General features: G+C 51.9%; 24 protein-coding genes and 3 pseudogenes. 13 read left to right on the top strand and 14 right to left on the bottom strand.

The window, feature by feature from the left end; genetic code table 11:
• The first annotated feature begins 58 nt into the window (after positions 1-58).
• The 5 genes and pseudogenes from trmB to N0B36_RS13835 all read left to right on the top strand — a co-directional run.
• Positions 59-778, top strand: a complete 720-nt coding sequence (gene trmB, locus N0B36_RS13855; protein WP_016154407.1) for a tRNA (guanosine(46)-N7)-methyltransferase TrmB — start codon at positions 59-61, stop codon at positions 776-778.
• Complete coding sequence (locus N0B36_RS13850; protein WP_019077661.1) at positions 778-1104, top strand: YggL family protein; 327 nt, start codon at positions 778-780, stop codon at positions 1102-1104. The genes trmB and N0B36_RS13850 overlap by 1 nt, the downstream gene beginning before the upstream one ends.
• 49 nt (positions 1105-1153) lie before the next feature.
• Complete coding sequence (locus tag N0B36_RS13845; RefSeq protein WP_016157447.1) at positions 1154-1873, top strand: DUF2884 domain-containing protein; 720 nt, start codon at positions 1154-1156, stop codon at positions 1871-1873.
• Positions 1874-2061: 188 nt separating this feature from the next.
• Positions 2062-3108 (top strand): L-asparaginase 2, encoded by a 1047-nt coding sequence (ansB, locus tag N0B36_RS13840; RefSeq protein WP_047499274.1) that lies wholly within the window; start codon positions 2062-2064, stop codon positions 3106-3108.
• 119 nt (positions 3109-3227) lie between these two features.
• Positions 3228-3340 (top strand): annotated as a pseudogene (locus N0B36_RS13835) (DUF1202 family protein); the annotation flags it as partial.
• Between the two features lie 25 nt (positions 3341-3365).
• On the opposite strand, the gene hemW reads toward N0B36_RS13835, so the two are convergent.
• Genes hemW through N0B36_RS13810 form a run of 5 tightly spaced genes read right to left on the bottom strand, consistent with a single transcriptional unit; the run spans position 3366 to position 6672 of the window.
• Positions 3366-4502, bottom strand: a complete 1137-nt coding sequence (gene hemW, locus N0B36_RS13830; RefSeq protein WP_259688499.1) for a radical SAM family heme chaperone HemW — start codon at positions 4500-4502, stop codon at positions 3366-3368.
• A complete protein-coding gene (locus tag N0B36_RS13825) occupies positions 4495-5088 on the bottom strand; it encodes an XTP/dITP diphosphatase (RefSeq protein WP_016154402.1) in 594 nt (197 codons plus the stop codon). The genes hemW and N0B36_RS13825 overlap by 8 nt, the downstream gene beginning before the upstream one ends.
• Before the next feature lie 7 nt (positions 5089-5095).
• Positions 5096-5386: a DUF167 family protein YggU gene (gene yggU / locus N0B36_RS13820; protein ID WP_005123286.1), complete on the bottom strand. Its 291-nt coding sequence runs from the start codon at positions 5384-5386 to the stop codon at positions 5096-5098.
• Entirely contained in the window at positions 5383-5949 is a 567-nt protein-coding gene (locus tag N0B36_RS13815; protein WP_016154401.1) for a YggT family protein, read from the bottom strand. Before N0B36_RS13815 ends, yggU begins: the two co-directional genes overlap by 4 nt.
• An 18-nt stretch (positions 5950-5967) precedes the next feature.
• Positions 5968-6672 carry a YggS family pyridoxal phosphate-dependent enzyme gene (locus tag N0B36_RS13810; RefSeq protein ID WP_016154400.1) on the bottom strand — a complete coding sequence of 235 codons (705 nt, stop codon included), beginning with the start codon at positions 6670-6672 and terminating at the stop codon, positions 5968-5970.
• Positions 6673-6689: 17 nt separating this feature from the next.
• Here N0B36_RS13810 and N0B36_RS13805 point away from each other — a divergent pair.
• Together N0B36_RS13805 and N0B36_RS13800 are read left to right on the top strand one after the other, a co-directional pair.
• Positions 6690-6815: pseudogene (locus tag N0B36_RS13805) on the top strand (type IV pili twitching motility protein PilT); the annotation flags it as partial.
• A 516-nt stretch (positions 6816-7331) separates the two neighbouring features.
• The gene (locus tag N0B36_RS13800) at positions 7332-7751 is read left to right on the top strand and encodes a DUF3828 domain-containing protein (protein ID WP_047499283.1); all 420 of its coding nucleotides are present in this window, start codon (positions 7332-7334) and stop codon (positions 7749-7751) included.
• Positions 7752-7756: 5 nt separating this feature from the next.
• Here the strand turns inward: N0B36_RS13800 and N0B36_RS13795 are convergent.
• A pseudogene (locus N0B36_RS13795) lies at positions 7757-7927 on the bottom strand (YggS family pyridoxal phosphate enzyme); the annotation flags it as partial.
• A 17-nt stretch (positions 7928-7944) separates the two neighbouring features.
• Between N0B36_RS13795 and N0B36_RS13790 the strand changes: the two are divergent.
• Positions 7945-8925, top strand: a complete 981-nt coding sequence (locus N0B36_RS13790) for a type IV pilus twitching motility protein PilT (RefSeq protein WP_259688497.1) — start codon at positions 7945-7947, stop codon at positions 8923-8925.
• On the opposite strand, the gene ruvX is transcribed toward N0B36_RS13790, so the two are convergent.
• The 8 genes from ruvX to metK form a co-directional block, all read right to left on the bottom strand.
• A complete protein-coding gene (gene ruvX / locus N0B36_RS13785; protein ID WP_003825428.1) occupies positions 8922-9338 on the bottom strand; it encodes a Holliday junction resolvase RuvX in 417 nt (138 codons plus the stop codon). The two genes, N0B36_RS13790 and ruvX, sit on opposite strands and share 4 nt — an antisense overlap.
• Complete coding sequence (locus tag N0B36_RS13780; protein ID WP_016154395.1) at positions 9338-9901, bottom strand: YqgE/AlgH family protein; 564 nt, start codon at positions 9899-9901, stop codon at positions 9338-9340. The genes ruvX and N0B36_RS13780 overlap by 1 nt, the downstream gene beginning before the upstream one ends.
• Before the next feature lie 174 nt (positions 9902-10075).
• Positions 10076-11023 carry a glutathione synthase gene (gene gshB, locus N0B36_RS13775; RefSeq protein ID WP_016154394.1) on the bottom strand — a complete coding sequence of 316 codons (948 nt, stop codon included), beginning with the start codon at positions 11021-11023 and terminating at the stop codon, positions 10076-10078.
• Positions 11024-11035: 12 nt separating this feature from the next.
• Positions 11036-11767 (bottom strand): 16S rRNA (uracil(1498)-N(3))-methyltransferase, encoded by a 732-nt coding sequence (gene rsmE, locus N0B36_RS13770; RefSeq protein ID WP_181220827.1) that lies wholly within the window; start codon positions 11765-11767, stop codon positions 11036-11038.
• Positions 11768-11842: 75 nt separating this feature from the next.
• A complete protein-coding gene (gene endA, locus N0B36_RS13765) occupies positions 11843-12550 on the bottom strand; it encodes a deoxyribonuclease I (RefSeq protein WP_016154392.1) in 708 nt (235 codons plus the stop codon).
• A gap of 94 nt (positions 12551-12644) precedes the next feature.
• Entirely contained in the window at positions 12645-13142 is a 498-nt protein-coding gene (locus N0B36_RS13760) for a SprT family zinc-dependent metalloprotease (protein ID WP_016154391.1), read from the bottom strand.
• A gap of 77 nt (positions 13143-13219) precedes the next feature.
• Complete coding sequence (galP, locus tag N0B36_RS13755; protein WP_016154390.1) at positions 13220-14614, bottom strand: galactose/proton symporter; 1395 nt, start codon at positions 14612-14614, stop codon at positions 13220-13222.
• 398 nt (positions 14615-15012) lie between these two features.
• A complete protein-coding gene (gene metK / locus N0B36_RS13750; protein WP_003027071.1) occupies positions 15013-16167 on the bottom strand; it encodes a methionine adenosyltransferase in 1155 nt (384 codons plus the stop codon).
• A gap of 538 nt (positions 16168-16705) precedes the next feature.
• Between metK and N0B36_RS24410 the strand changes: the two genes are divergently transcribed.
• From N0B36_RS24410 to speB, 5 genes are all read left to right on the top strand, one after another.
• Positions 16706-16843, top strand: a complete 138-nt coding sequence (locus N0B36_RS24410; protein ID WP_269149342.1) for a hypothetical protein — start codon at positions 16706-16708, stop codon at positions 16841-16843.
• Positions 16844-16934: 91 nt separating this feature from the next.
• The gene (yqgB, locus tag N0B36_RS13745) at positions 16935-17066 is read left to right on the top strand and encodes an acid stress response protein YqgB (protein ID WP_049041971.1); all 132 of its coding nucleotides are present in this window, start codon (positions 16935-16937) and stop codon (positions 17064-17066) included.
• A gap of 8 nt (positions 17067-17074) precedes the next feature.
• The gene (speA, locus tag N0B36_RS13740) at positions 17075-19051 is read left to right on the top strand and encodes a biosynthetic arginine decarboxylase (RefSeq protein ID WP_016154389.1); all 1977 of its coding nucleotides are present in this window, start codon (positions 17075-17077) and stop codon (positions 19049-19051) included.
• A gap of 152 nt (positions 19052-19203) precedes the next feature.
• Entirely contained in the window at positions 19204-19935 is a 732-nt protein-coding gene (locus N0B36_RS13735; protein WP_153690032.1) for a hypothetical protein, read from the top strand.
• Positions 19936-20067: 132 nt separating this feature from the next.
• Positions 20068-20988, top strand: a complete 921-nt coding sequence (gene speB, locus N0B36_RS13730; RefSeq protein WP_038633575.1) for an agmatinase — start codon at positions 20068-20070, stop codon at positions 20986-20988.
• Positions 20989-21015 lie beyond the last annotated feature (27 nt).

Here is a 21015-nt window from a genome sequence, read left to right as displayed (position 1 = left end):
GCAACTAACTTTGGATAATGCCCGTTTTCAGAACTCAAACACAGCAGACTAAACTTTTATGAAGAACGACGTCATTTCACCGGAATTTGATGAAAACGGCCGCCCTCTGCGCCGGATTCGTAGTTTTGTTCGTCGCCAGGGGCGACTGACGAAAGGGCAGGAACACGCGCTGGAAAACTACTGGCCGGTGATGGGCGTTGAGTTCAGCGAAGAACCTGTGGATTTCGCTGCGCTGTTTGGTCGCGATGCGCCAGTCACGCTTGAAATTGGTTTTGGTATGGGGGCTTCGCTGGTGGCGATGGCGAAAGCGCGTCCGGAGCAAAATTTCCTCGGCATTGAGGTTCACTCACCGGGCGTTGGCGCGTGTCTGGCTTCAGCTCATGAAGAGGGCGTCGAGAACCTGCGTGTCATGTGCCATGATGCCGTCGAAGTCCTGCATAAAATGATTCCTGACAATTCTTTATCTATGGTTCAGCTGTTTTTCCCTGACCCGTGGCATAAAGCACGTCATAATAAACGCCGTATCGTTCAGGTACCGTTTGCTGAGCATATCTTAAGCAAGCTGAAGCTGGGCGGCGTGTTCCACATGGCAACCGACTGGGAAGCCTATGCGGAGCACATGCTTGAAGTGATGTCCTCGATTGACGGGTATAAAAACCAGTCAGAGAGTAACGATTATGTACCGCGCCCGGAATCGCGCCCGGTAACCAAATTTGAACAACGTGGTCATCGTCTTGGCCACGGCGTATGGGACTTAATGTTCGAGAGGGTGAAATAATGGCAAAGAACCGTAGCCGTCGTCTGCGTAAAAAAATGCACATCGACGAATTCCAGGAAGTAGGATTTTCGGTTGCATGGCGTTTCCCGGAAGGTACATCTGGAGAGCAGGTCGATCAAATCGTTGATGATTTTATCAATGAAGTTATCGAACCGAACAAGCTGGCCTTTGACGGCAGCGGCTATCTGGCCTGGGAAGGTCTGATCTGTCTGCAGGAAATCGGCAAATGCACCGAAGAACATCAGGCTATCGTGCGTAAGTGGCTGGAAGAGCGGAAACTCGAAGAAGTGCGCACCAGCGAACTTTTCGATATTTGGTGGGACTAAGTAGCAAAGGGTCGGCAAATGCCGGCCCAATTTGTATTGAGGGAAAGATATGATGCGCAAAACGCTGCTGGCGGCAGTCCTAACGTTCACGGCGATGGCCGCACATGCTGATTATCAGTGCAGCGTCACCCCGCGTGACGATGTGATTTTGAGTCCACAAACGGTACAGGTGAAGGGTGAGAACGGCAACCTGGTCATAACCCAGGCCGGTGATGTCACCTTTAACGGTAAACAGTACAACCTGAACGCCGCGCAGCGTGAACAGGCCAAAGATTATCAGGCGGCGTTGCGTAGCAGCCTGCCGTGGATTGATGAAGGTGCCAGAGCGCGCGTGGAGAAAGGTCGCGTGGCGCTGGATAAAATCATCGCCAAAGAGGTCGGCGAAAGCAGCAACATGCGTGGCCGCTTAACTAAGCTGGATGCGCAATTGAAAGAGCAGATGAACCGCATTATTGAGCATCGCACTGACGGCCTGACCTTCCATTATAAGGCGATTGATCAGGTTCGCGCGGATGGACAACAGCTGGTCAATCAGGCGATGGGCGGTATTTTGCAGGACAGCATCAACGAGATGGGGGCGAAAGCCGTGCTCAAAGGCGGTGGTAATCCGCTGCAGGGCGTGCTCGGAAGCCTCGGAGGTTTACAAACCTCAATTCAGAACGAATGGAAGAATCAGGAACAAGACTTCCAGCAGTTTGGCAAAGATGTTTGTGCCCGCGTCGTGACGCTGGAAAACGATCGTAAAACGCTGGTTAGCACTCTGAAATAATCTTCACCTCTTTTTAACGGCACAGAAACATTCTGTGCCGTTTTATTTTGTATTTTTCTGTTTTTTTGATATCCATCTCTAAGAATAACAATTTGATGGAGATATAAATCTGGTTAATTGGATGGCGTCACATTATTCATCTGTAAGATAGACATAATGCTGCAAATTCAAGTAACTGGAGAAATAACATGGAGTTTTTCAAGAGAACGGCACTTGCCGCACTGGTTATGGGTTTCAGCGGCGCGGCGCTTGCACTGCCAAACATCACTATTTTAGCTACCGGCGGGACGATTGCCGGCGGTGGTGACTCCGCAACAAAATCTAACTACACGGCAGGCAAAGTCGGCGTAGAAAATTTGGTTGATGCCGTACCTCAGTTGAAAGATATCGCCGTTGTGAAAGGCGAGCAGGTGGTGAACATCGGCTCCCAGGATATGAATGACGATGTCTGGCTAACGCTGGCGAAAAAGATTAATACCGAGTGTGATAAAACTGACGGCTTCGTGGTAACACATGGTACGGATACCATGGAAGAAACCGCCTATTTCCTCGATCTCACCGTCAAGTGCAACAAGCCGGTGGTGCTGGTCGGCGCAATGCGTCCGTCTACAGGTATGAGCGCTGATGGCCCCTTCAACCTGTATAACGCCGTGGTAACCGCCGCAGACAAAGCCTCTGCCAACCGTGGTGTGCTGGTGGTGATGAACGACACCGTTATGGATGGTCGCGATGTGACCAAAACTAACACTACGGATGTCGCTACTTTCAAATCCGTTAACTATGGTCCGCTGGGGTATATCCATAACGGTAAAATCGACTACCAGCGTACGCCTGCGCGTAAGCACACCACATCCACGCCGTTCGACGTATCTAAGCTGACCGAGCTGCCGAAAGTTGGGATTGTTTACAACTACGCTAACGCCTCCGATCTGCCAGCCAAAGCATTGGTAGATGCGGGTTACGCCGGGATCGTCAGTGCGGGTGTAGGTAACGGTAACCTGTATAAAACCATTTTCGATACGCTGGCAACTGCCGCGCATAAAGGTACTGTTGTGGTGCGCTCATCCCGTGTACCAACGGGCGCCACCACCCAGGATGCTGAAGTTGATGATGCGAAATACGGATTTGTGGCTTCAGGCTCTCTGAACCCGCAAAAAGCGCGTGTTCTGCTGCAACTGGCTCTGACCCAAACCAAGGATCCTAAGCAGATCCAGGAAATGTTTAATCAGTATTAATCACTCCGGCCCCGGTCATTCGACTGGGGCGTTTTCTCAAAACCTCCTGAATATGCGTAACGATCAATTCGCTCATCATTTTTGTGGTTATGATGATTGCCGATCGTTATTTTGCATATTTATACACCTTAGTGGGATTGGTCGGGGATTATGCATTTTTTGAAAGACCTGGACGAAAGACCATCCTGTAAAGTTTTCCGCCATGCTGACCACTAAAGGCACACCTGTCAATAATGCGCCCGTGGGCGCATCGAGCATCACTCCGCCAGAAACAGCTCCAGCAGAGAATTCAAAAATAGCTTACCGTGTTGGGTAATCTGCCAGTATTCATCGCATTCACTCAGATAGCCCTGGGCAATGGCCTCATCGATCTGTCGACGAATAACGTCTTCGGTAAGCCCGGTATATTGCGTGAACTCCGCGCGAGGCGCGGCTTCCAGCAGCCGGAAACGGTTCATAAAGAACTCAAACGGCTTATCGGCCTCGGCGACATCTCGCTGGCTTTCCAGATAACGTCCTTGCATGTATCCGCGCGGATGTCGCGTTTTGGTCGTGCGCAGGATGCGACCGTCTGGGAAAGTGACTTTGCCGTGCGCGCCGCAACCAATGCCTAAGTAGTCGCCAAAACGCCAGTAATTTAGGTTGTGCTGACACTGATAACCCGGTCTGGCGTAGGCTGAAGTTTCGTACTGCTGATACCCCGCGGCGGTCAGCAACTGGTGGCCTTGCTCAAAAATATCCCACAGCGCGTCGTCGTCCGGTAATACCGGTGGTCGGGACCCGAACAGCGTATTCGGTTCGATGGTCAACTGATACCAGGAAAGATGCGGCGGGTTAAGCGCTATGGCCTGTTGTAAATCGCCCAGCGCCTCTTCCAGCGTCTGATCCGGTAAACCGTGCATCAGGTCGAGGTTAAAGCTGCGTAGTCCCAGACCGCTCGCCAGGTGCGCTGCACGTTTGGCTTCTTCCGGCCCGTGAATACGTCCCAGACGTTCGAGTTTGGCGGAGCTAAAGCTCTGCACACCAATGGAGATACGGTTTACGCCAGCACGTTGATAATCCACAAAGCGATCGGCTTCCACCGTACCGGGATTCGCCTCCATCGTGATTTCTGCATCTGCGGCGAGATTCAGCCGTGCGCGCACGCCGTCGAGCAGCGTTTGCATTGCCGGGCCAGAAAGCAGGCTCGGCGTACCACCACCGATAAAAATCGTCTTTACCTCGCGGCCCTGGGCGTGGACCACCTCAGAATCCAGATCGCTCAGCAGATGCTGCACATAGTCGTCATGAGGGACTTCGCCTTTAAGCGCATGCGAGTTGAAGTCGCAGTACGGGCATTTCTGCACGCACCACGGGATGTGAATGTAAAGACTTAACGGCGGAAGCTTAACCATTACGCAGGGCATCCAGCAGCAGCTTCAGCGCTTGTCCGCGGTGAGAAATCGCGCTCTTTTCTTCGCGGGTCAGTTCGGCGGCGGTTTTCCCTTCAGACGGCACAAAGAAGATTGGGTCGTAGCCAAAACCACCGTTTCCGGCAGGTTCACGGGCAATAACGCCCGGCCAGCGTCCGTGGCAAACCACAGGTGTTGGATCGTCTGCATGGCGCATATACACCAGCACGCAGTGGAATTGTGCCTGGCGCTTGTCATCAGGAACATCCTGCAGGGTGTGGAGCAGTTTTTCCAGGTTCTGCTGATCGGTTGCATCTTCGCCGGAATAGCGGGCTGAATAGATGCCCGGCGCGCCGCCAAGGGCATTTACCGCCAGACCGGAGTCATCAGCAATGGCGGGTAAACCGGTAATTTGCGCGGCATGACGTGCCTTCAGAATGGCGTTCTCAATAAACGTCAGCCCGGTCTCTTCTGCAGAATCAACACCCAGATCCGTTTGAGCAACAACATCAAGACCGAAATCACTCAGAAGAGAGGCGAGTTCACGCACTTTACCGGCGTTGCCGGTCGCGAGGACAACTTTTTGCATGGGATACCTAATCAGTTAGCGCCGCAATTTCGGGCGGGATCTGTTGCGGATGAATGATTTTAACCTGTTTGTGACGACCAAGCTCGCCCTTCTCAATGACGACCTGGCTTTTTGCCACACGGAACTGTTTGCCGAGAAACTTCACCAGATGGCTATTGGCTTGCCCATCAACCGGTGGGGCGGTAATGGCGACTTTTAACTCGTCGCCATGTAAACCTACAATACTGTCACGGCTGGCTTTAGGCTGAATGTAGAGCCGTAAAACCAGACCGTCATCGCAGGGGGTAACGGCACTCATAGCGCCATCCACAGCCCCGGCAGCAGCATGTTACCTGTCGCCTGTAACACTTCTGCGATGCCCATGTTAATGACATACAGCAGCAGAACCAGGATCATTGGCGAGAAATCGATCCCACCCATGCCTGGAAGTAAGCGACGAATAGGACGCAGCAGCGGATCCGCCAGTTGAATCAGCACGTACTCCACAGGGCTGCGGCCCTGGCTGACCCAGCTCATAATCGCCATCACCAGCAGAACCCAGAAAATCAGCAGTCCGATGGTCTTCAGGACAATCAGCACGGCGGCGATCCAGATGATCGGCTGGAACGTAACCACCTTAAACAGCACGATGGCCTTGATAAAGCTCAGAACGAGCGCAACTAATGCCGATGCGCTGTCAATTGGCCCCATCGGCGGAATGATACGGCGTAACGGCCCAATAATGGGCTGAGTGATTTTCACAATAAACTGCGAGAACGGGTTGTAGAAATCGCAGCGAGACCATTGCATCCACACGCGCAGCAGCAGCGCCATGGTATACAGCTCAATTACCGTTGAGAGCAGGAAGGTCAACGTATTCATGGTGTTCCTTAGTTTTCCTTATTTTTTAGTGTAATCACGAGCACCAAAAATGGCAGTGCCGATGCGCACCATCGTGCTACCCGCCGCAATGGCGGCATCCATATCATCAGACATCCCCAGTGAGAGCGTGTCGATACTTGGGTAACGTGTTTTCAACCCGGCAAATGCTACCGCCATTTGCTGTGCAACTTCAAACTGCCTTACATAATCTGACTCTGGCGCCGGAATCGCCATCAGACCACGCAGGGTAATCCGTGGCAACGCGGCGACTTCAGCGGCCAGTGCATCAAGCTCTGCAAGCGGAATACCTGACTTACTGTTCTCATCGCTGATATTAATCTGAATCAACACATTGAGCGGCGGCAGTTCCGCAGGGCGCTGTTCGCTCAGACGGGCAGCGATACGCAGACGATCAATTGTATGGCACCAGTCAAAATGTTCAGCGACCAGACGACTTTTGTTCGACTGCAGCGGGCCGATAAAGTGCCACTGCAGATCGTTAACGCCTTTTTCCTGAAAGTAGCGGATCTTATCCACCCCTTCCTGGACATAGTTTTCACCGAAGGCACGCTGCCCTGCGGTCATGGCTTCTTCGATGGCGCTCGCAGGTTTGGTTTTGCTGACTGCAAGCAACATAACTTCTTCTGAAGACCGCCCGCAACGCGTCGCGGCGGCTGAGATTTTGTCCCGGACATGTGCCAGGTTATGCGCGATATCGTTCATTTTCCGAGGATGTTCATATGAATATGGAAGAAATAGTGGCCCTTAGTGTAAAGCATAACGTGTCGGATCTACACCTGTGCAATGCATGGCCTGCGCGCTGGCGCATAGGTGGAAAAGTCGAAATAGCACCATTTACTACACCTGGGAAGGCTGCAGATAGGCTGAGTATAAAAATGTGAGTCTGTAGGAGGACGTAAACAGATTTAACTGACAGGATTTTCAATTCGTTTTATTCAGCTCCAGTTTGCGCCAGTGTAAATATTCTACAGTTATAAAATTAGGGATGATATTTATTTCTAATAAAGCAAAAACATTAGATAATTGGTAAGGTAAATATTATAACTTCATTTATTATTAAGCAGCAATACACATCGAAAATACAGATTACGGGCATATTTGCGATGTCAATAAATAGAGTTGGAAGCATTTAATGTTCAAGGTGATGGTTCGCTTTGTGATATTTCATACTCTTCGTTTATAAATGAGGTTTTGCAAATGTGGAATAAAGAAGCCGCTGTAAATTTTGTTAGGAATAATGCTCATGCGCACGCTACAGGTTATTGTGACAGGGCAGTAACAGCAGCAATCGAACATGGTGTGTATCCCGGACCTGGTTATCGTAAAAATCAGCCCTCGTATAAACTCTATAGGCATAACTGATGAAACGATTGATATTATTTACTTTTCTATTCTCATCGTTTGCTATGGCAGGAATAATACCTGCTGATACTCAGGCATTAAAATTCAATGCCTGGTATATCAAGCAGATTGCTCATAATATCATCCCAGTTGCAGATGATCCGACGGCATTAGAGCCTTATGTTATTATTGATACATTGAATAAATTAAAGCAAGCTTATAGAAGCAATGAGCTTGAAGAGGATTATTTTCTAAAAGTTCAGGGTTTTGCAGATGAAGACTGGAGTAAGCATATCAGTATTGATCTAATTATAGCTGATCCTATTTGTACCAATGTCTATTTGACATTTGGAACAGGTGAGTCATCTCAAAAAGTTATTGACTGCATGGTAGAAGAAAAAGGTGTATGGAAAATCAAGAGCGTGACTACTCGCTATTAGTCGTTGTTTTCACCAATTGAAAATAATCCAGCGACGATGGCTTCTTCGATGGCGCTCGCAGGTTTGGTTTTGCTGACTACAAGCAACATAACTTCTTTTGAAGACCGCCCGCAACGCGTCGCGGCGGCTGAGATTTTGTCCCGGACATGTGCCAGGTTATGCGCGATATCGTTCATTTTCCGAGGATGTTCATATGAATATGGAAGAAATAGTGGCCCTTAGTGTAAAGCATAACGTGTCGGATCTACACCTGTGCAATGCATGGCCTGCGCGCTGGCGCATACGTGGAAAAGTCGAAATAGCACCATTTACTCCCCCTGACGTGGAGGATCTGCTGATGTGCTGGCTCAGTGAGCAACAACAGGTACAGTGGCGGGAACAGGGGCAGATTGATTTTGCCCTTACGCTGGCGGACTCCCGGCGTCTACGCGCCAGCGCATTTGCTCATCAGCAGGGAACCTCGCCGGCGCTAAGATTGCTACCGCTTGAATGTCCTCGTTTAGACGATCTCCAGACCCCCGAGGCCATACCTGAACTGCTGCACGGTGAAAATGGATTAGTTCTGGTCACTGGAGCCACCGGCAGCGGTAAATCAACCACCCTGGCGGCGATGGTGGAGTACCTTAATCAACATATTGCGGGGCATATTCTGACGCTGGAAGATCCGATTGAATATCGCTACACCAGCCAGCGTTGTCTTATTCAACAGCGGGAGGTGGGCGTACACTGCGCTTCTTTTGCTGCCGGTTTGCGCGGCGCGTTACGCGAAGATCCCGACGTCATTTTGCTGGGCGAGCTGCGCGACGTGGAAACTATTCGTTTGGCCTTAACGGCAGCGGAGACCGGGCATCTGGTGTTGGCAACCTTACATACGCGAGGGGCGGCGCAGGCCATCGCGCGGCTGGTGGACACCTTTCCCGCTCAGGAGAAAGATCCGGTGCGTAACCAGCTGGCAGACAGCCTGCGGGCGGTACTTTCGCAAAAGCTGGAGGAAGATAAGCAGGGAGGACGCGTGGCGCTATTCGAACTGCTCGTCAACACGCCCGCCGTGGGTAATTTGATCCGCGAAGGGAAAACGCATCAGCTACCCGGTGTGATTCAAACCGGGCAGCAGACAGGTATGCAGACGTTTGCACAAAGTCAGCAGCAGCGCCAGGCGCAGGGGCGACTTTAGTAGCCCTGCTCGAAATAGCTTTCAAGGATAATAACGGCAGAAGCGGAATCTACTTTGCCTTTATTCAACGCCCGGTATCCGCCTTGCTCAAACAGGCCTGAGCGGGCTTCGACGGTGCTCAAACGTTCATCGTGCAGCGTTACGGTTACGCCAAAGCGACCGTGAATGCGGTTAGCGAATTTGCGCGCGCGCGCAGTAAGGGGTTGTTCGGTGCCATCCATGTTGAGCGGCAGGCCGACAATGATTTCGTCCGGCTGCCACTCTTTTAGCAGGCGTTCAATCAAACTCCAGTCTGGCGTACCGTCCTGTGCTTTGATGGCGGGCAAGGGTCTCGCCGTACCGGTAATGCGTTGACCAACCGCGACGCCGATACTTTTCGTACCAAAATCAAAAGAGAGTAATGTTCCGCTCATCAGGCGTGTCCCGCCACGCCAGGCATGGTCTGAATATCAATCCCGATAAGCTTCGCCGCATCGCGCCAGCGGTCGGCAATCGGCGTTTTAAATAAGATGTTGAGGTCTGCGGGAGCAGTGAGCCAGGCGTTATCCAGGAGCTCTTGTTCCAGTTGACCTTTTTCCCATGATGAATAGCCCAGCGCAACCAGCACTTCAGATGGCTGCTCCTGCGTACCCAGGGTTTCAAGTACATCGCGGGAGGTGGTGATGATAGTGTTATCTGAAATGCGAATACTGGAGGCAAAGCGTGACGGCGGGGTGTGTAGAATAAATCCACGGTCTTCCGCCAGTGGGCCGCCGAGCATCACCGGTTTGTCCAGACGAATGGCAGGATCGCGTGCTTCTGGAGTAATCTTCAGCTTTTCCAGAATCCCTTCAATTTGTAAGTTTTCCAGAGGCTTATTGACGATAATCCCCATTGCTCCGTTCTCATTGTGTTCACAGATATACACCACGGAACGGCGGAAAATCGGATCCTGGAGAGCAGGCATGGCAATTAGAAAGTGATGCTGTAAATTCATTGTCAGAGGTTCTGTTTCCTGGTTCAAAAAAGCAACAGAGCCCAGTATGTGGGCAAAGCGCGAAGATGTCACCCTCTGAAGATAGCTTTGCCGGATGGCGGCTTCGCCTTATCCGGCCTACGGGGTGCGAATGTAGGCCGGATAAGGCGAAGGCATCGCCATCCGGCAACTTATTTATTTCTGCAAACGTGCCTCGATGGCGTCCATCAGCATACCGGTAATCGAAACCGGGAACTCCGCTTCAATTTCACGAATACAGGTTGGGCTGGTGACGTTAATTTCCGTCAGACGGTCGCCAATGATATCCAGACCGACAAAAATCAAACCTTTTGCTTTCAGCGTTGGCCCAATGCGACGTGCAATTTCCCAGTCGCTGTCGGTTAATGGACGCGGCTCGCCACGACCGCCGGCTGCCAGGTTGCCACGGGTTTCGCCGCCTTGTGGAATACGCGCCAGGCAGTACGGAACGGGTTCGCCATCGACCACCAGCACGCGTTTATCGCCGTCTTTAATTGCCGGCAGATAGTTCTGCGCCATGCAATAACGGGTACCGTGCTCGGTCAGTGTTTCGGCAATAACGCCAAGGTTCGGATCGCCTTCCTTCACGCGGAAAATAGATGCGCCGCCCATGCCGTCCAGCGGTTTGAGAATGATGTCGCTGTGTTTTTGCCAGAAGGCTTTCAGCTGCGCTTTGTTACGCGTGACCAGTGTTTCCGGCGTCAGGTCGGCAAACCATGCGGTGAACAGCTTCTCGTTACAATCGCGCAGGCTCTGCGGTTTGTTGACGATTAGCGTCCCTTTCTCCTCTGCACGTTCCAGAATATAGGTTGCGTAGATGAACTCGGTATCAAACGGCGGATCCTTACGCATCAGAATGACGTCCAGATCTGCCAGCGGGAGATCCTGCTCGCTATTGAACTCATACCATTTGTCGTAGTTCTGCTCTACGCTCAGGGTACGTGTACGGGCGCGGGCTTCACCGTTGATCAGATAGAGATCGGCCATTTCCATATAATGAATTTCGTAACCGCGACGTTGCGCTTCCAGCAGCATAGCGAAGCTGGAATCTTTCTTGATGTTGATGCTTGCGATGGGATCCATCACGATGCCGAGCTTGATCATTGTTCTTCTCCGTTAGCCCAGATCGCCAAAACGCACCTGTAGCGCGGTGATGGCGGTGAGCGCAGTTGTCTCAGTACGCAGAACGCGAGGTCCTAACAGAATATCAGTAAACTGATACCGTGCGGTCATGGCAATTTCATCTGCCGACAGCCCACCTTCGGGGCCAATCAGCAAGCGGATGCGTTCCACCGGGAGCGGCAGCGTATTGATGCTGGCGCTGGCGCGGGGATGCAGGTTCAGTTTCAGACCTTCATCCTGTTCGGCGCACCACGCTTCCAGATCCATCGCCGGGCGAATTTCAGGCACCCGATTACGACCGCACTGTTCGCAGGCGGCAATGGCGATTTTCTGCCACTGCTGGAGCTTCTTGTTCAGGCGTTCGCTGTCCAGTTTAACGCCGCAGCGCTCAGAAAAAAGTGGCGTAATGAGGCTTACACCCAGTTCAATCGATTTTTGGATAGTAAATTCCATTTTTTCACCCCGCGACATCACCTGGCCCAGGTGGATGTGCAGCGGCGATTCTCGATCGTCGAGTTCAGCGTTAAGCACCTTCACGTCCACGCTTTTCTTACTGGCGTGGGTGATTTCGGCGTCGAATATCTGATTGCTGCCATCAAACAGCTGTAGCGCCTGGCCTGGCCCCATACGCAGTACGCGGCCGATATGGTTGGCTGCATCTTCACACAGTGAAATTTGGCGGCCGGAAGTGAGTGGCTCAGGGTGATAAATGCGAGGAATGCGCATAGTTAAACATCCGCGTCATGGCCCTGGGCTGCAAAAGGCTAGGGCATGGTTAAAAAATATTGCTGCTAGTGTAGGTTAGCTCTTTTGCGCCTGGCAAGCGCGTTGCACATAGGGGTTATGGTTCCCCTGTACCTTTGCAATGCGTTCGTCGCGCTCACACTCCCAATCGGTGACCGGATACTGCTTATTCCAGGCATTAAAAAGCTGAGTTTGCTGGCGGGAGAGCGTCAGGTTGTATTGGTCGCGCATGTAAAAATAGGTACGCGCGATGGCGCCACGGGCGCGGGCTGGCGGCTCGGCAACTTTCTCTTTGAAGTCAACCTTCATGGTGCATTGTCCATATTGGCCTTCGCCACCGTTCCACTGGCTGTACATAAAGTTTGCGCGATCGCCATTGACCTCACCCACCGCGGGCTGCAGGTTATGCATATCGCTTTCCATTTTGCGATAGACCGGATCTTTAGCGCAGTTTTTACGCCCTCCGTCCTGCCAGCACTGGCGCTGATGACCAAATTGCCAGGCGGGGACCACGTGTTCCCATTCAATTCGACTGGCGCGGTTTTCATTTTTTCGCACTTTATAGCCGCAGGATTCGAGGTCAACGACCCCTTTTTTTCCTTGCCAGTTAATTTTACATCCGCAATAGAAATCGCCTGGCGCATCGGCGTTAACTTTAACGCCTGCTGCTTTTGCCTGAGAAAAACTGTTGATGCCTTCGGCTAAAACCGAGCCTGAAAACGCAGCGGCTAACAAGGCCGCAGCAAAAGAAAGATTACGGTACATCACGAACTCCGTGTCAAAACGAGCCCGCAACGTAGCGAAAGTCATTCCTGTATGCAATCAGTTAGATCAGAAAAGTTCCTGATAATTCTGAAGATTATTCTGCAACCAGCGGTTGACCGCAGTGGACGCAGCGGTAGGTGGCTTCGCCGCGTACAACGCGGTTATGGCGGCGGACGGTCAGTTGGTGTTCCTGACACTTACAGCGGTATGTAAAGGTCTTACGCTGCACGGATTGCAGCTCAAACTGATGCGTGCGCCGGGCCGGTACGCCCAGCACGCTCTCCATCATCCATTTCCACTCTTTCCCGTGCGGCGGTACGCGGCCAAAGTGTTTCCACACCAGTAGATGCGCCAGTTCATGGGGCACCACTTCGTTAACGAACGCGTCAACATTCTCCATCAGCAAAACTGGATTAAGACGAATTTCGTAGGTTTGTAGCCACGCGGTACCCGCGGCGGTTCCGCGCTGTTGGTAAACCAGCTTTGGTTCCGGGTATTGGCGTTCGAGTTTGAGATTGGCCTGAGCGAGTTTTTCCCGCAGGCTGCGCATAACGGCTTGCTGGATGGCGATCGGGAGACGGGAGGTTTTCATAACGCCAGAGGATAGTGCGACAGGGAAGGGACTGCAAGAGGAAGGCTCCCTCCCACGGGGGAGGAAGCCTAACGAGATTAGTCGTGTGCGCCAATTTCGCGCAGTTTACGACCTTTCATCAGGTTACGTTCAATGTGTTCCAGAGAGACGTTTTTAGTTTCAGGGATCAGCCACAGGGTCAGGAAGATGAACAGTACGTTCAGGCCACCGTAGACCCAGAAGGTGTTGGCGCTGCCCAGCGAGTTCAGCATCGTCAGGAAGGTTGCGCCGACAATCATGTTGGCAATCCAGTTAGTTGCGGTAGAGCAGGTGATGCCGAAATCGCGACCTTTCAGCGGCTGGATTTCAGAGCACAGTACCCAAATCAGCGGACCGGCGCTCATCGCAAAGCCAACGATAAACATTAGCAGCATCAGCACAGCGAAGTATTGTGCGGCTGGCGAGTGAATACCCACGTGCATCATGGTACCCAGCACGCCCATGCCGACGGCCATGACGATAAAGCCGAGGATCAGCGTAGGTTTACGGCCCCAGCGGTCAACCAGGCCAATGGCGATAAAGGTTGCCAGCACGTTGGTCAGACCGACAATAACGGTCCCCCACATCTGTTCGGTGGTGTTGGTGTAACCCGCCAGCTCAAAGATTTTTGGCGCGTAATACATAATGACGTTCATCCCGGTGAACTGCTGCATCACCTGTAACAGAACGCCAAGGAAAACCGCGCGGCGGAAGTTGCTGTTTTCTTTAAACAGCGCCCAGCCGCTCTGCTTCACCTGCAGGCTTTCACGAATTTCATCCAGCTCGCGCTTGGCTTCAGCGCTGGTGTCACGCAGACGCAACAGAACGCGTTCGGCATCGACAAAACGACGTTTAGCCGCAAACCAACGCGGGCTGTCCGGCAGAAAGATGACGCCAACCAGCAGTAACAGGGCAGGGATAATGATCACGCCCAGCATCCAGCGCCATGCGCCGCTGTAGCTAAACGCCGTATCGGAAAGATACGCACCTAAAATACCGATGGTGATCATTAACTGATACATAGAAATCATGCTGCCGCGAATTTTTTCCGGGGCGATTTCGGACAAGTACAACGGTGCGGTATAAGACGCAACGCCGACTGCCAGGCCGAGCAGCACGCGGGAAACCAGCAGCACTTCAACGTTTGGCGCTGCGGCGGAGAACAGCGAACCGGCAACAAACAGGATTGCGCCGATCATCAGGCTTTTTTTACGCCCCAGCTTGAAGGAGAGCCAACCGCTGCCGACGGCGCCCACTGCCGCACCAAACATCATGGAACTCACCACCCATTCCTGAGTGTGTGGGGTAATTTGGAACTCGTCGGTGATGAATGGTAAAGCACCGGCAATAACACCGATATCCAGGCCAAAAAGTAATCCAGCCAGGGCTGCCAGGAAGCAGACAAAAAATGTCATGGCTTTGTTGGAATGCCCCGTTTTTTTATTGTCAGGCATGATGCCCTCCGTTGGGTAGCTAGTTTTGTTGATGTTAAGGGTAGGTGAGTACGGGGTAAAAAAATGCGAATCACATCACATTAGTGTAATCGGTTACACTGGCATTCATCTGGATTATTGTTTAATGAGTTGAAAGTTAACATTATTTATTATTATAGATTAAAGTTGATTGGCTGATTTTAAGACAATGCTGAAATATGATGTAACAGTGATGCAATGCTGGTAACGAAGAGATGTGAATTCAAGGTAGATAGAAATACCGTGCTATGTAATCGCTTTCATTTGTTATTGAAGCAAATGAAATTAGCGTGGTTATAGCGATGGGGGATGGGAGAGCAAATGACATAAAAAAAGACCAGCGCGAGGCTGGTCTTCATAAGCATTGAGCCGTAGAGGAATTACTTCAGACCGGCAGCTTCACGCAGCAGGGCGGCTTTGTCGGTTTTTTCCCATGGGAAATGTTCGCGACCAAAGTGACCGTAAGCGGCGGTTTCTTTGTAAATCGGGTGCAGCAGATCCAGCATCTGAATCAGGCCATACGGGCGCAGGTCGAAGAACTCACGCACCAGCAGGGTCAGCTGTTCTGAAGGCACTTTTTCAGTACCGAACGTTTCCACCATGATAGAGGTCGGTTCAGCCACGCCGATTGCGTAGGAAACCTGAATCTCACAACGGTCAGCCAGGCCAGCGGCAACGATGTTTTTCGCTACGTAGCGGGCTGCATAAGCTGCGGAACGGTCAACTTTAGACGGATCCTTACCAGAGAATGCGCCGCCGCCGTGACGGGCCATGCCGCCGTAGGTATCAACGATGATTTTACGACCCGTCAGACCGCAGTCACCCATTGGACCGCCGATAACGAAACGACCAGTTGGGTTGATGAAGAACTTGGTTGAAGCTGTCAGCCATTCAGTCGGCAGTACCGGTTTGATGATCTCTTCCATAACGGCTTCTTGCAGCGATTTCTGATCGATATCTTCAGAGTGCTGAGTCGACAGAACAACCGCATCAATACCGACGATTTTACCGTCGTCATACTGGAAGGTTACCTGGCTTTTTGCATCCGGGCGCAGCCAGGATAAGGTGCCGTTTTTACGCACTTCAGCCTGACGCTGCACCAGACGGTGAGCATAGGTAATCGGGGCTGGCATCAGCACGTCGGTTTCGTTGGTTGCATAACCAAACATCAGACCCTGGTCGCCTGCGCCCTGTTCCAGCGGATCCGCACGGTCAACACCCTGGTTGATGTCCGGAGACTGTTTACCAATCGCGCTCAGTACCGCGCAAGAGTTGGCATCAAAGCCCATGTCGGAATGCACATAGCCAATTTCGCGAACCGTGTTACGGGTGATCTCTTCGATATCAACCCATGCGCTGGTGGTGATCTCACCGCCAACTAAAACCATGCCGGTTTTGACGTAGGTCTCGCAGGCAACGCGTGCTTTCGGATCCTGCTCCAGGATTGCATCCAGCACGGCATCAGAGATTTGGTCAGCGATTTTGTCAGGATGCCCTTCTGATACGGACTCGGACGTAAAAAGGTGTTTTGCCATATTTAATTTCACCTAAGGAGAATGTAGTTAGCTCAAACTGTCGAGTGGAATAGCCATGTGTAGAAGATTCTACCATGAGTCTGCAGATGACGGACACTGGCAGTCTGAGTGTTAATCGGTATAGATGGATTAACATCTGGACGGCTATTTTAAGGCGGTTCTGCGCCTGATTTCCAGCTTTTTTTGATTGAGCTCGCATTGTACTGAAAATGTAACTGGAAATTTTTCCTGACGGTGCTGGCAATGCGCGTATTTATCTTTTGCTTTTTCGTACTGTTGTCGGTATAAAACGCGGCGCGCGGCTCATATCCGTCATACTTCAAGTTGCATGTGCGTTGGCAATACTCGCCCAGTCACTTACTCCTGTAAGCGCCCGGGGATTCACTGCGTTGCCGCCTTCCCGCAACTCGATTTATTGAGGATAGACAAAAAAGCACACGACGTTTTCATCGTGTTGCCACTTCCAGCCGGGTTAAAACTTTAGCTTTGGCTTGTGGGTTCGTTCCGTCAGGAGCAACCGTGGAGGTGATACGAGATAATGAACCGTTGTATTCTGCTGAATCTGTCGCACCGTTCTGGTGTACATATGTCCCCCGCAATCTGCATCTTGCATACCTGCCGATGTTATACCCATCTCGGCGCTTCTCAGGACTCCAGGGCCGGCAACGGTCACTAAGAACTGAACAAGGGCGCTCTTGGTAAACAAGAGTTTTCTCGTGGTTTCGCCGAACCGTCAGCATTAAGTTCGGTTACGTGTTTACATTGATATGAAAAAGAAACCGGTCGCACAGTCGGAGCGTCAGCACTATCTGCTGGAAATTCTGCCTGTATTTGGGTTGTTATCGCGTCTTCGGATTGCGATAGTAGTCAACTGTTTTACACTTGTTAATAAAATTTGAGGTTCGCTATGTCTGACGACATTTCTTTGGGTTCGCCTTCGTCAGCAGGCGAACACGGTGTACTACGCTCCATGCAGGAGGTTGCAATGAGTTCCCAGGAAGCCAGCAAGATGCTGCGTACTTACAATATTGCCTGGTGGGGTAATAACTATTATGACGTCAATGAACTGGGCCACATCAGCGTGTGCCCGGATCCCGACGTACCAGAAGCGCGCGTTGACCTTGCTGAGTTGGTGAAAGCCCGTGAAGCGCAGGGCCAGCGTTTGCCTGCATTGTTCTGCTTCCCGCAGATCCTGCAACACCGTCTGCGTTCGATTAACGCCGCGTTTAAGCGCGCCCGTGAGTCTTACGGCTACAACGGTGACTATTTCCTCGTTTACCCGATCAAGGTTAACCAGCACCGTCGCGTGATTGAATCGCTGATCCACTCCGGCGAACCGCTGGGGCTGGAAGCCGGTTCTAAAGCTGAACTGATGGCCGTTCTGGCTCATGCCGGAATGACCCGCAGCGTGATCGTGTGTAACGGCTATAAAGACCGCGAATACATCCGCCTGGCGCTAATTGGCGAAAAGATGGGCCATAAGATCTATCTGGTCATCGAGAAGATGTCTGAAATCGCTATCGTGCTGGATGAAGCTGAACGACTGAATGTTGTTCCGCGTCTGGGCGTGCGTGCGCGTCTGGCGTCGCAAGGGTCCGGCAAATGGCAGTCTTCCGGCGGAGAGAAATCGAAATTCGGCCTGGCGGCAAACCAGGTGCTGCAACTGGTAGAAATGCTGCGCGAGCGCGGTCGTCTGGACAGTATTCAGTTGCTGCACTTCCACCTCGGCTCACAGATGGCGAACATTCGTGATATTGCCACCGGCGTACGTGAGTCGGCGCGTTTCTACGTTGAGCTGCACAAGCTTGGCGTAAATATCCAGTGCTTCGACGTGGGCGGTGGCCTGGGCGTGGACTACGAAGGTACCCGTTCGCAGTCTGACTGCTCCGTAAACTACGGCCTGAACGAATACGCGAACAACATCATCTGGGCCATTGGCGACGCCTGTGAAGAGCACGGTCTGCCGCACCCGACGGTAATTACCGAATCCGGTCGCGCTGTTACCGCGCATCATACCGTGCTGGTGTCTAATATTATCGGCGTTGAGCGTAGCGAGCATACCGAAGCAACGCCTCCGGCTGACGATGCGCCGCGTGCCCTGCAAAGCATGTGGGAAACCTGGCAAGAGATGCATGAGCCGGGAACCCGTCGTTCGCTGCGTGAATGGCTGCACGACAGCCAGATGGATCTGCACGATATTCACGTTGGGTACTCTTCAGGCACCTTTAGCCTGCAGGAACGCGCGTGGGCAGAACAGCTCTATCTGAACATGTGTCACGATGTGCAAAAACAACTCGACCCGAGCAACCGCGCGCACCGTCCGATTATCGACGAGTTGCAGGAGCGTATGGCGGATAAGATTTACGTCAACTTCTCGCTGTTCCAGTCGATGCCGGATGCGTGGGGGATCGATCAGCTGTTCCCGGTGATGCCGTTGGAAGGGCTGAACAAGGCTCCTGAGCGCCGTGCGGTGCTGCTGGATATCACCTGTGACTCTGATGGCGCTATCGACCACTATGTTGATGGTGACGGCATTGCGACCACCATGCCGATGCCGGAATACGACCCGGAGAACCCGCCGATGCTGGGCTTCTTTATGGTGGGTGCGTACCAGGAGATCCTTGGCAACATGCACAACCTGTTCGGTGATACTGAAGCGGTTGACGTGTTCGTCTTCCCTGACGGCAGCGTGGAAGTTGAGCTGTCTGACGAAGGGGATACCGTGGCGGATATGCTGCAGTATGTGCAGTTGGATCCGAACACCCTGCTAACGCAGTTCCGTGATCAAGTGAAAAACACCGATCTGGATACCGAGTTGCAGCAGCAGTTCCTCGAAGAGTTTGAGGCAGGTCTGTACGGATATACCTATCTCGAAGACGAGTAATTGAGATATATCTGCTTGAGAGCCGGCTTATTTATATAAACCGGCTCTTTTTTTATTAATGAAATCTGAAATATGGTGGCAACTCTTTCTTTTATCTTTTTAGAACTCTACTGTTGCCGATGTAATAACTCGGAAACAGAAAAGGAATCGAGATGAAGGGATTTAAGTGGAACGTGTTTTTTGCCGTAATTTTTTTACTTGCTGGTGGCTGTTCCGTGCCCGCATATTATAGCAGTGCACCTTCGCCAGGCGTGGGAACGGCCTGGGGCGGCGACGTGCACTCAACGGTAACGGGCGTATCTGTAGAACGTGCGGAGCGCGACCCTGCCGAAGTCATATTAATAAATTATTCTGCAAAGTATTCGACGGGTTACGATAGAGTATACAGCATACGCATTAGTGATTTGGAATATGCTGTTCGCGATGCTAATTTTAATTCTATCCCTATTACCCGTCTTTACAACTCCTCTGTTGGGCAATGGCAATATAGTCTTCCAGCCAGGGTGGGGACAAATTATCAATTGTATGTGCGCAATCACAGTCGAGATACGAACTATGAAATCGTCGCGACTGTAGATGGGCTTGATGTACTTAACGGCAAACCTGGTTCGCTGAATAACAGCGGTTATATTGTTAATGCGGGAGATTCGCTGGCAATCAAAGGGTTCAGAAAAGATAAGTATACTGAAGCCGAATTTCGGTTTTCTGATGCTTCAAACTCCTACGCCGCTAACTCTGCGCAGGGTGACAGGCGCAACATCGGAGTGATTGGTTTCGCCGCATTTGCTTTGCAGGGCCTGGTCGTTAAAACGCTCTCGCCTTGCTCTGCGCAGGCATTCCCGGCGGACAGTAATGGTTATGCCCCGCCGCCATGTCGTCAATAAAAGCGCTGCTTGAAGCGGGGAAGTTTTAAGGCGATAATTACACAAAATCTGTTTTAAAAAATCTAACCCTTCCTCGTCGGGCCTAACGACGCGGAAGGGTTTTTTTATACCGACGAATATGAGGTTTTTGCCATGAGCACCTTAGGTCATCAATACGACAACTCCCTGGTTTCTAACGCCTTTGGTTTTTTGCGTCTGCCGATGAACTTCATGCCGTACGACAGCGACGCCGATTGGGTGATCACCGGCGTACCGTTTGATATGGCAACGTCTGGCCGCGCGGGCGGTCGTCATGGTCCGGCTGCGATCCGTCAGGTTTCCACTAACCTGGCGTGGGAACACAATCGCTTCCCGTGGAACTTCGATATGCGCGAGCGTCTGAACGTGGTGGACTGCGGCGATCTGGTTTATGCGTTCGGTGATGCCCGTGAAATGAGTGAAAAACTGCAGGCGCATGCTGAGAAGTTGCTTTCTGCCGGTAAGCGCATGCTCTCTTTCGGCGGTGACCACTTCGTCACGCTGCCGCTCCTGCGCGCGCACGCTAAACACTTTGGTAAAATGGCGCTGGTGCACTTTGATGCCCACACCGACACCTACGCTAACGGCTGTGAATTCGACCACGGTACCATGTTCTACACTGCGCCGAACGAAGGTCTGATCGATCCGAATCACTCTGTGCAGATCGGTATTCGTACCGAGTTCGACAAAGATAACGGCTTTACCGTGCTGGATGCTTGCCAGGTGAACGATCGCGGCGTAGATGACGTCATCGCCCAGGTTAAGCAGATTGTTGGTGATATGCCGGTGTATCTGACCTTTGATATCGACTGCCTCGATCCGGCGTTTGCTCCTGGAACCGGTACGCCCGTGATCGGCGGTCTGACTTCCGATCGCGCGATCAAGCTGGTACGTGGTCTGAAAGATCTGAATATCGTCGGGATGGATGTGGTGGAAGTGGCTCCGGCCTACGATCAGTCAGAGATCACCGCGCTGGCGGCGGCTACGCTGGCACTGGAAATGCTGTATATCCAGGCGGCGAAGAAAGGCGAATAACGGGTTTCGGACTATTTTGCCGGATGT

Origin of the sequence: Citrobacter sp. XY323, assembly GCF_025106035.1 — a bacterium.
Classification (GTDB): domain Bacteria; phylum Pseudomonadota; class Gammaproteobacteria; order Enterobacterales; family Enterobacteriaceae; genus Citrobacter; species Citrobacter braakii.
This window is presented reverse-complemented; position numbering and strand designations above follow the sequence as displayed.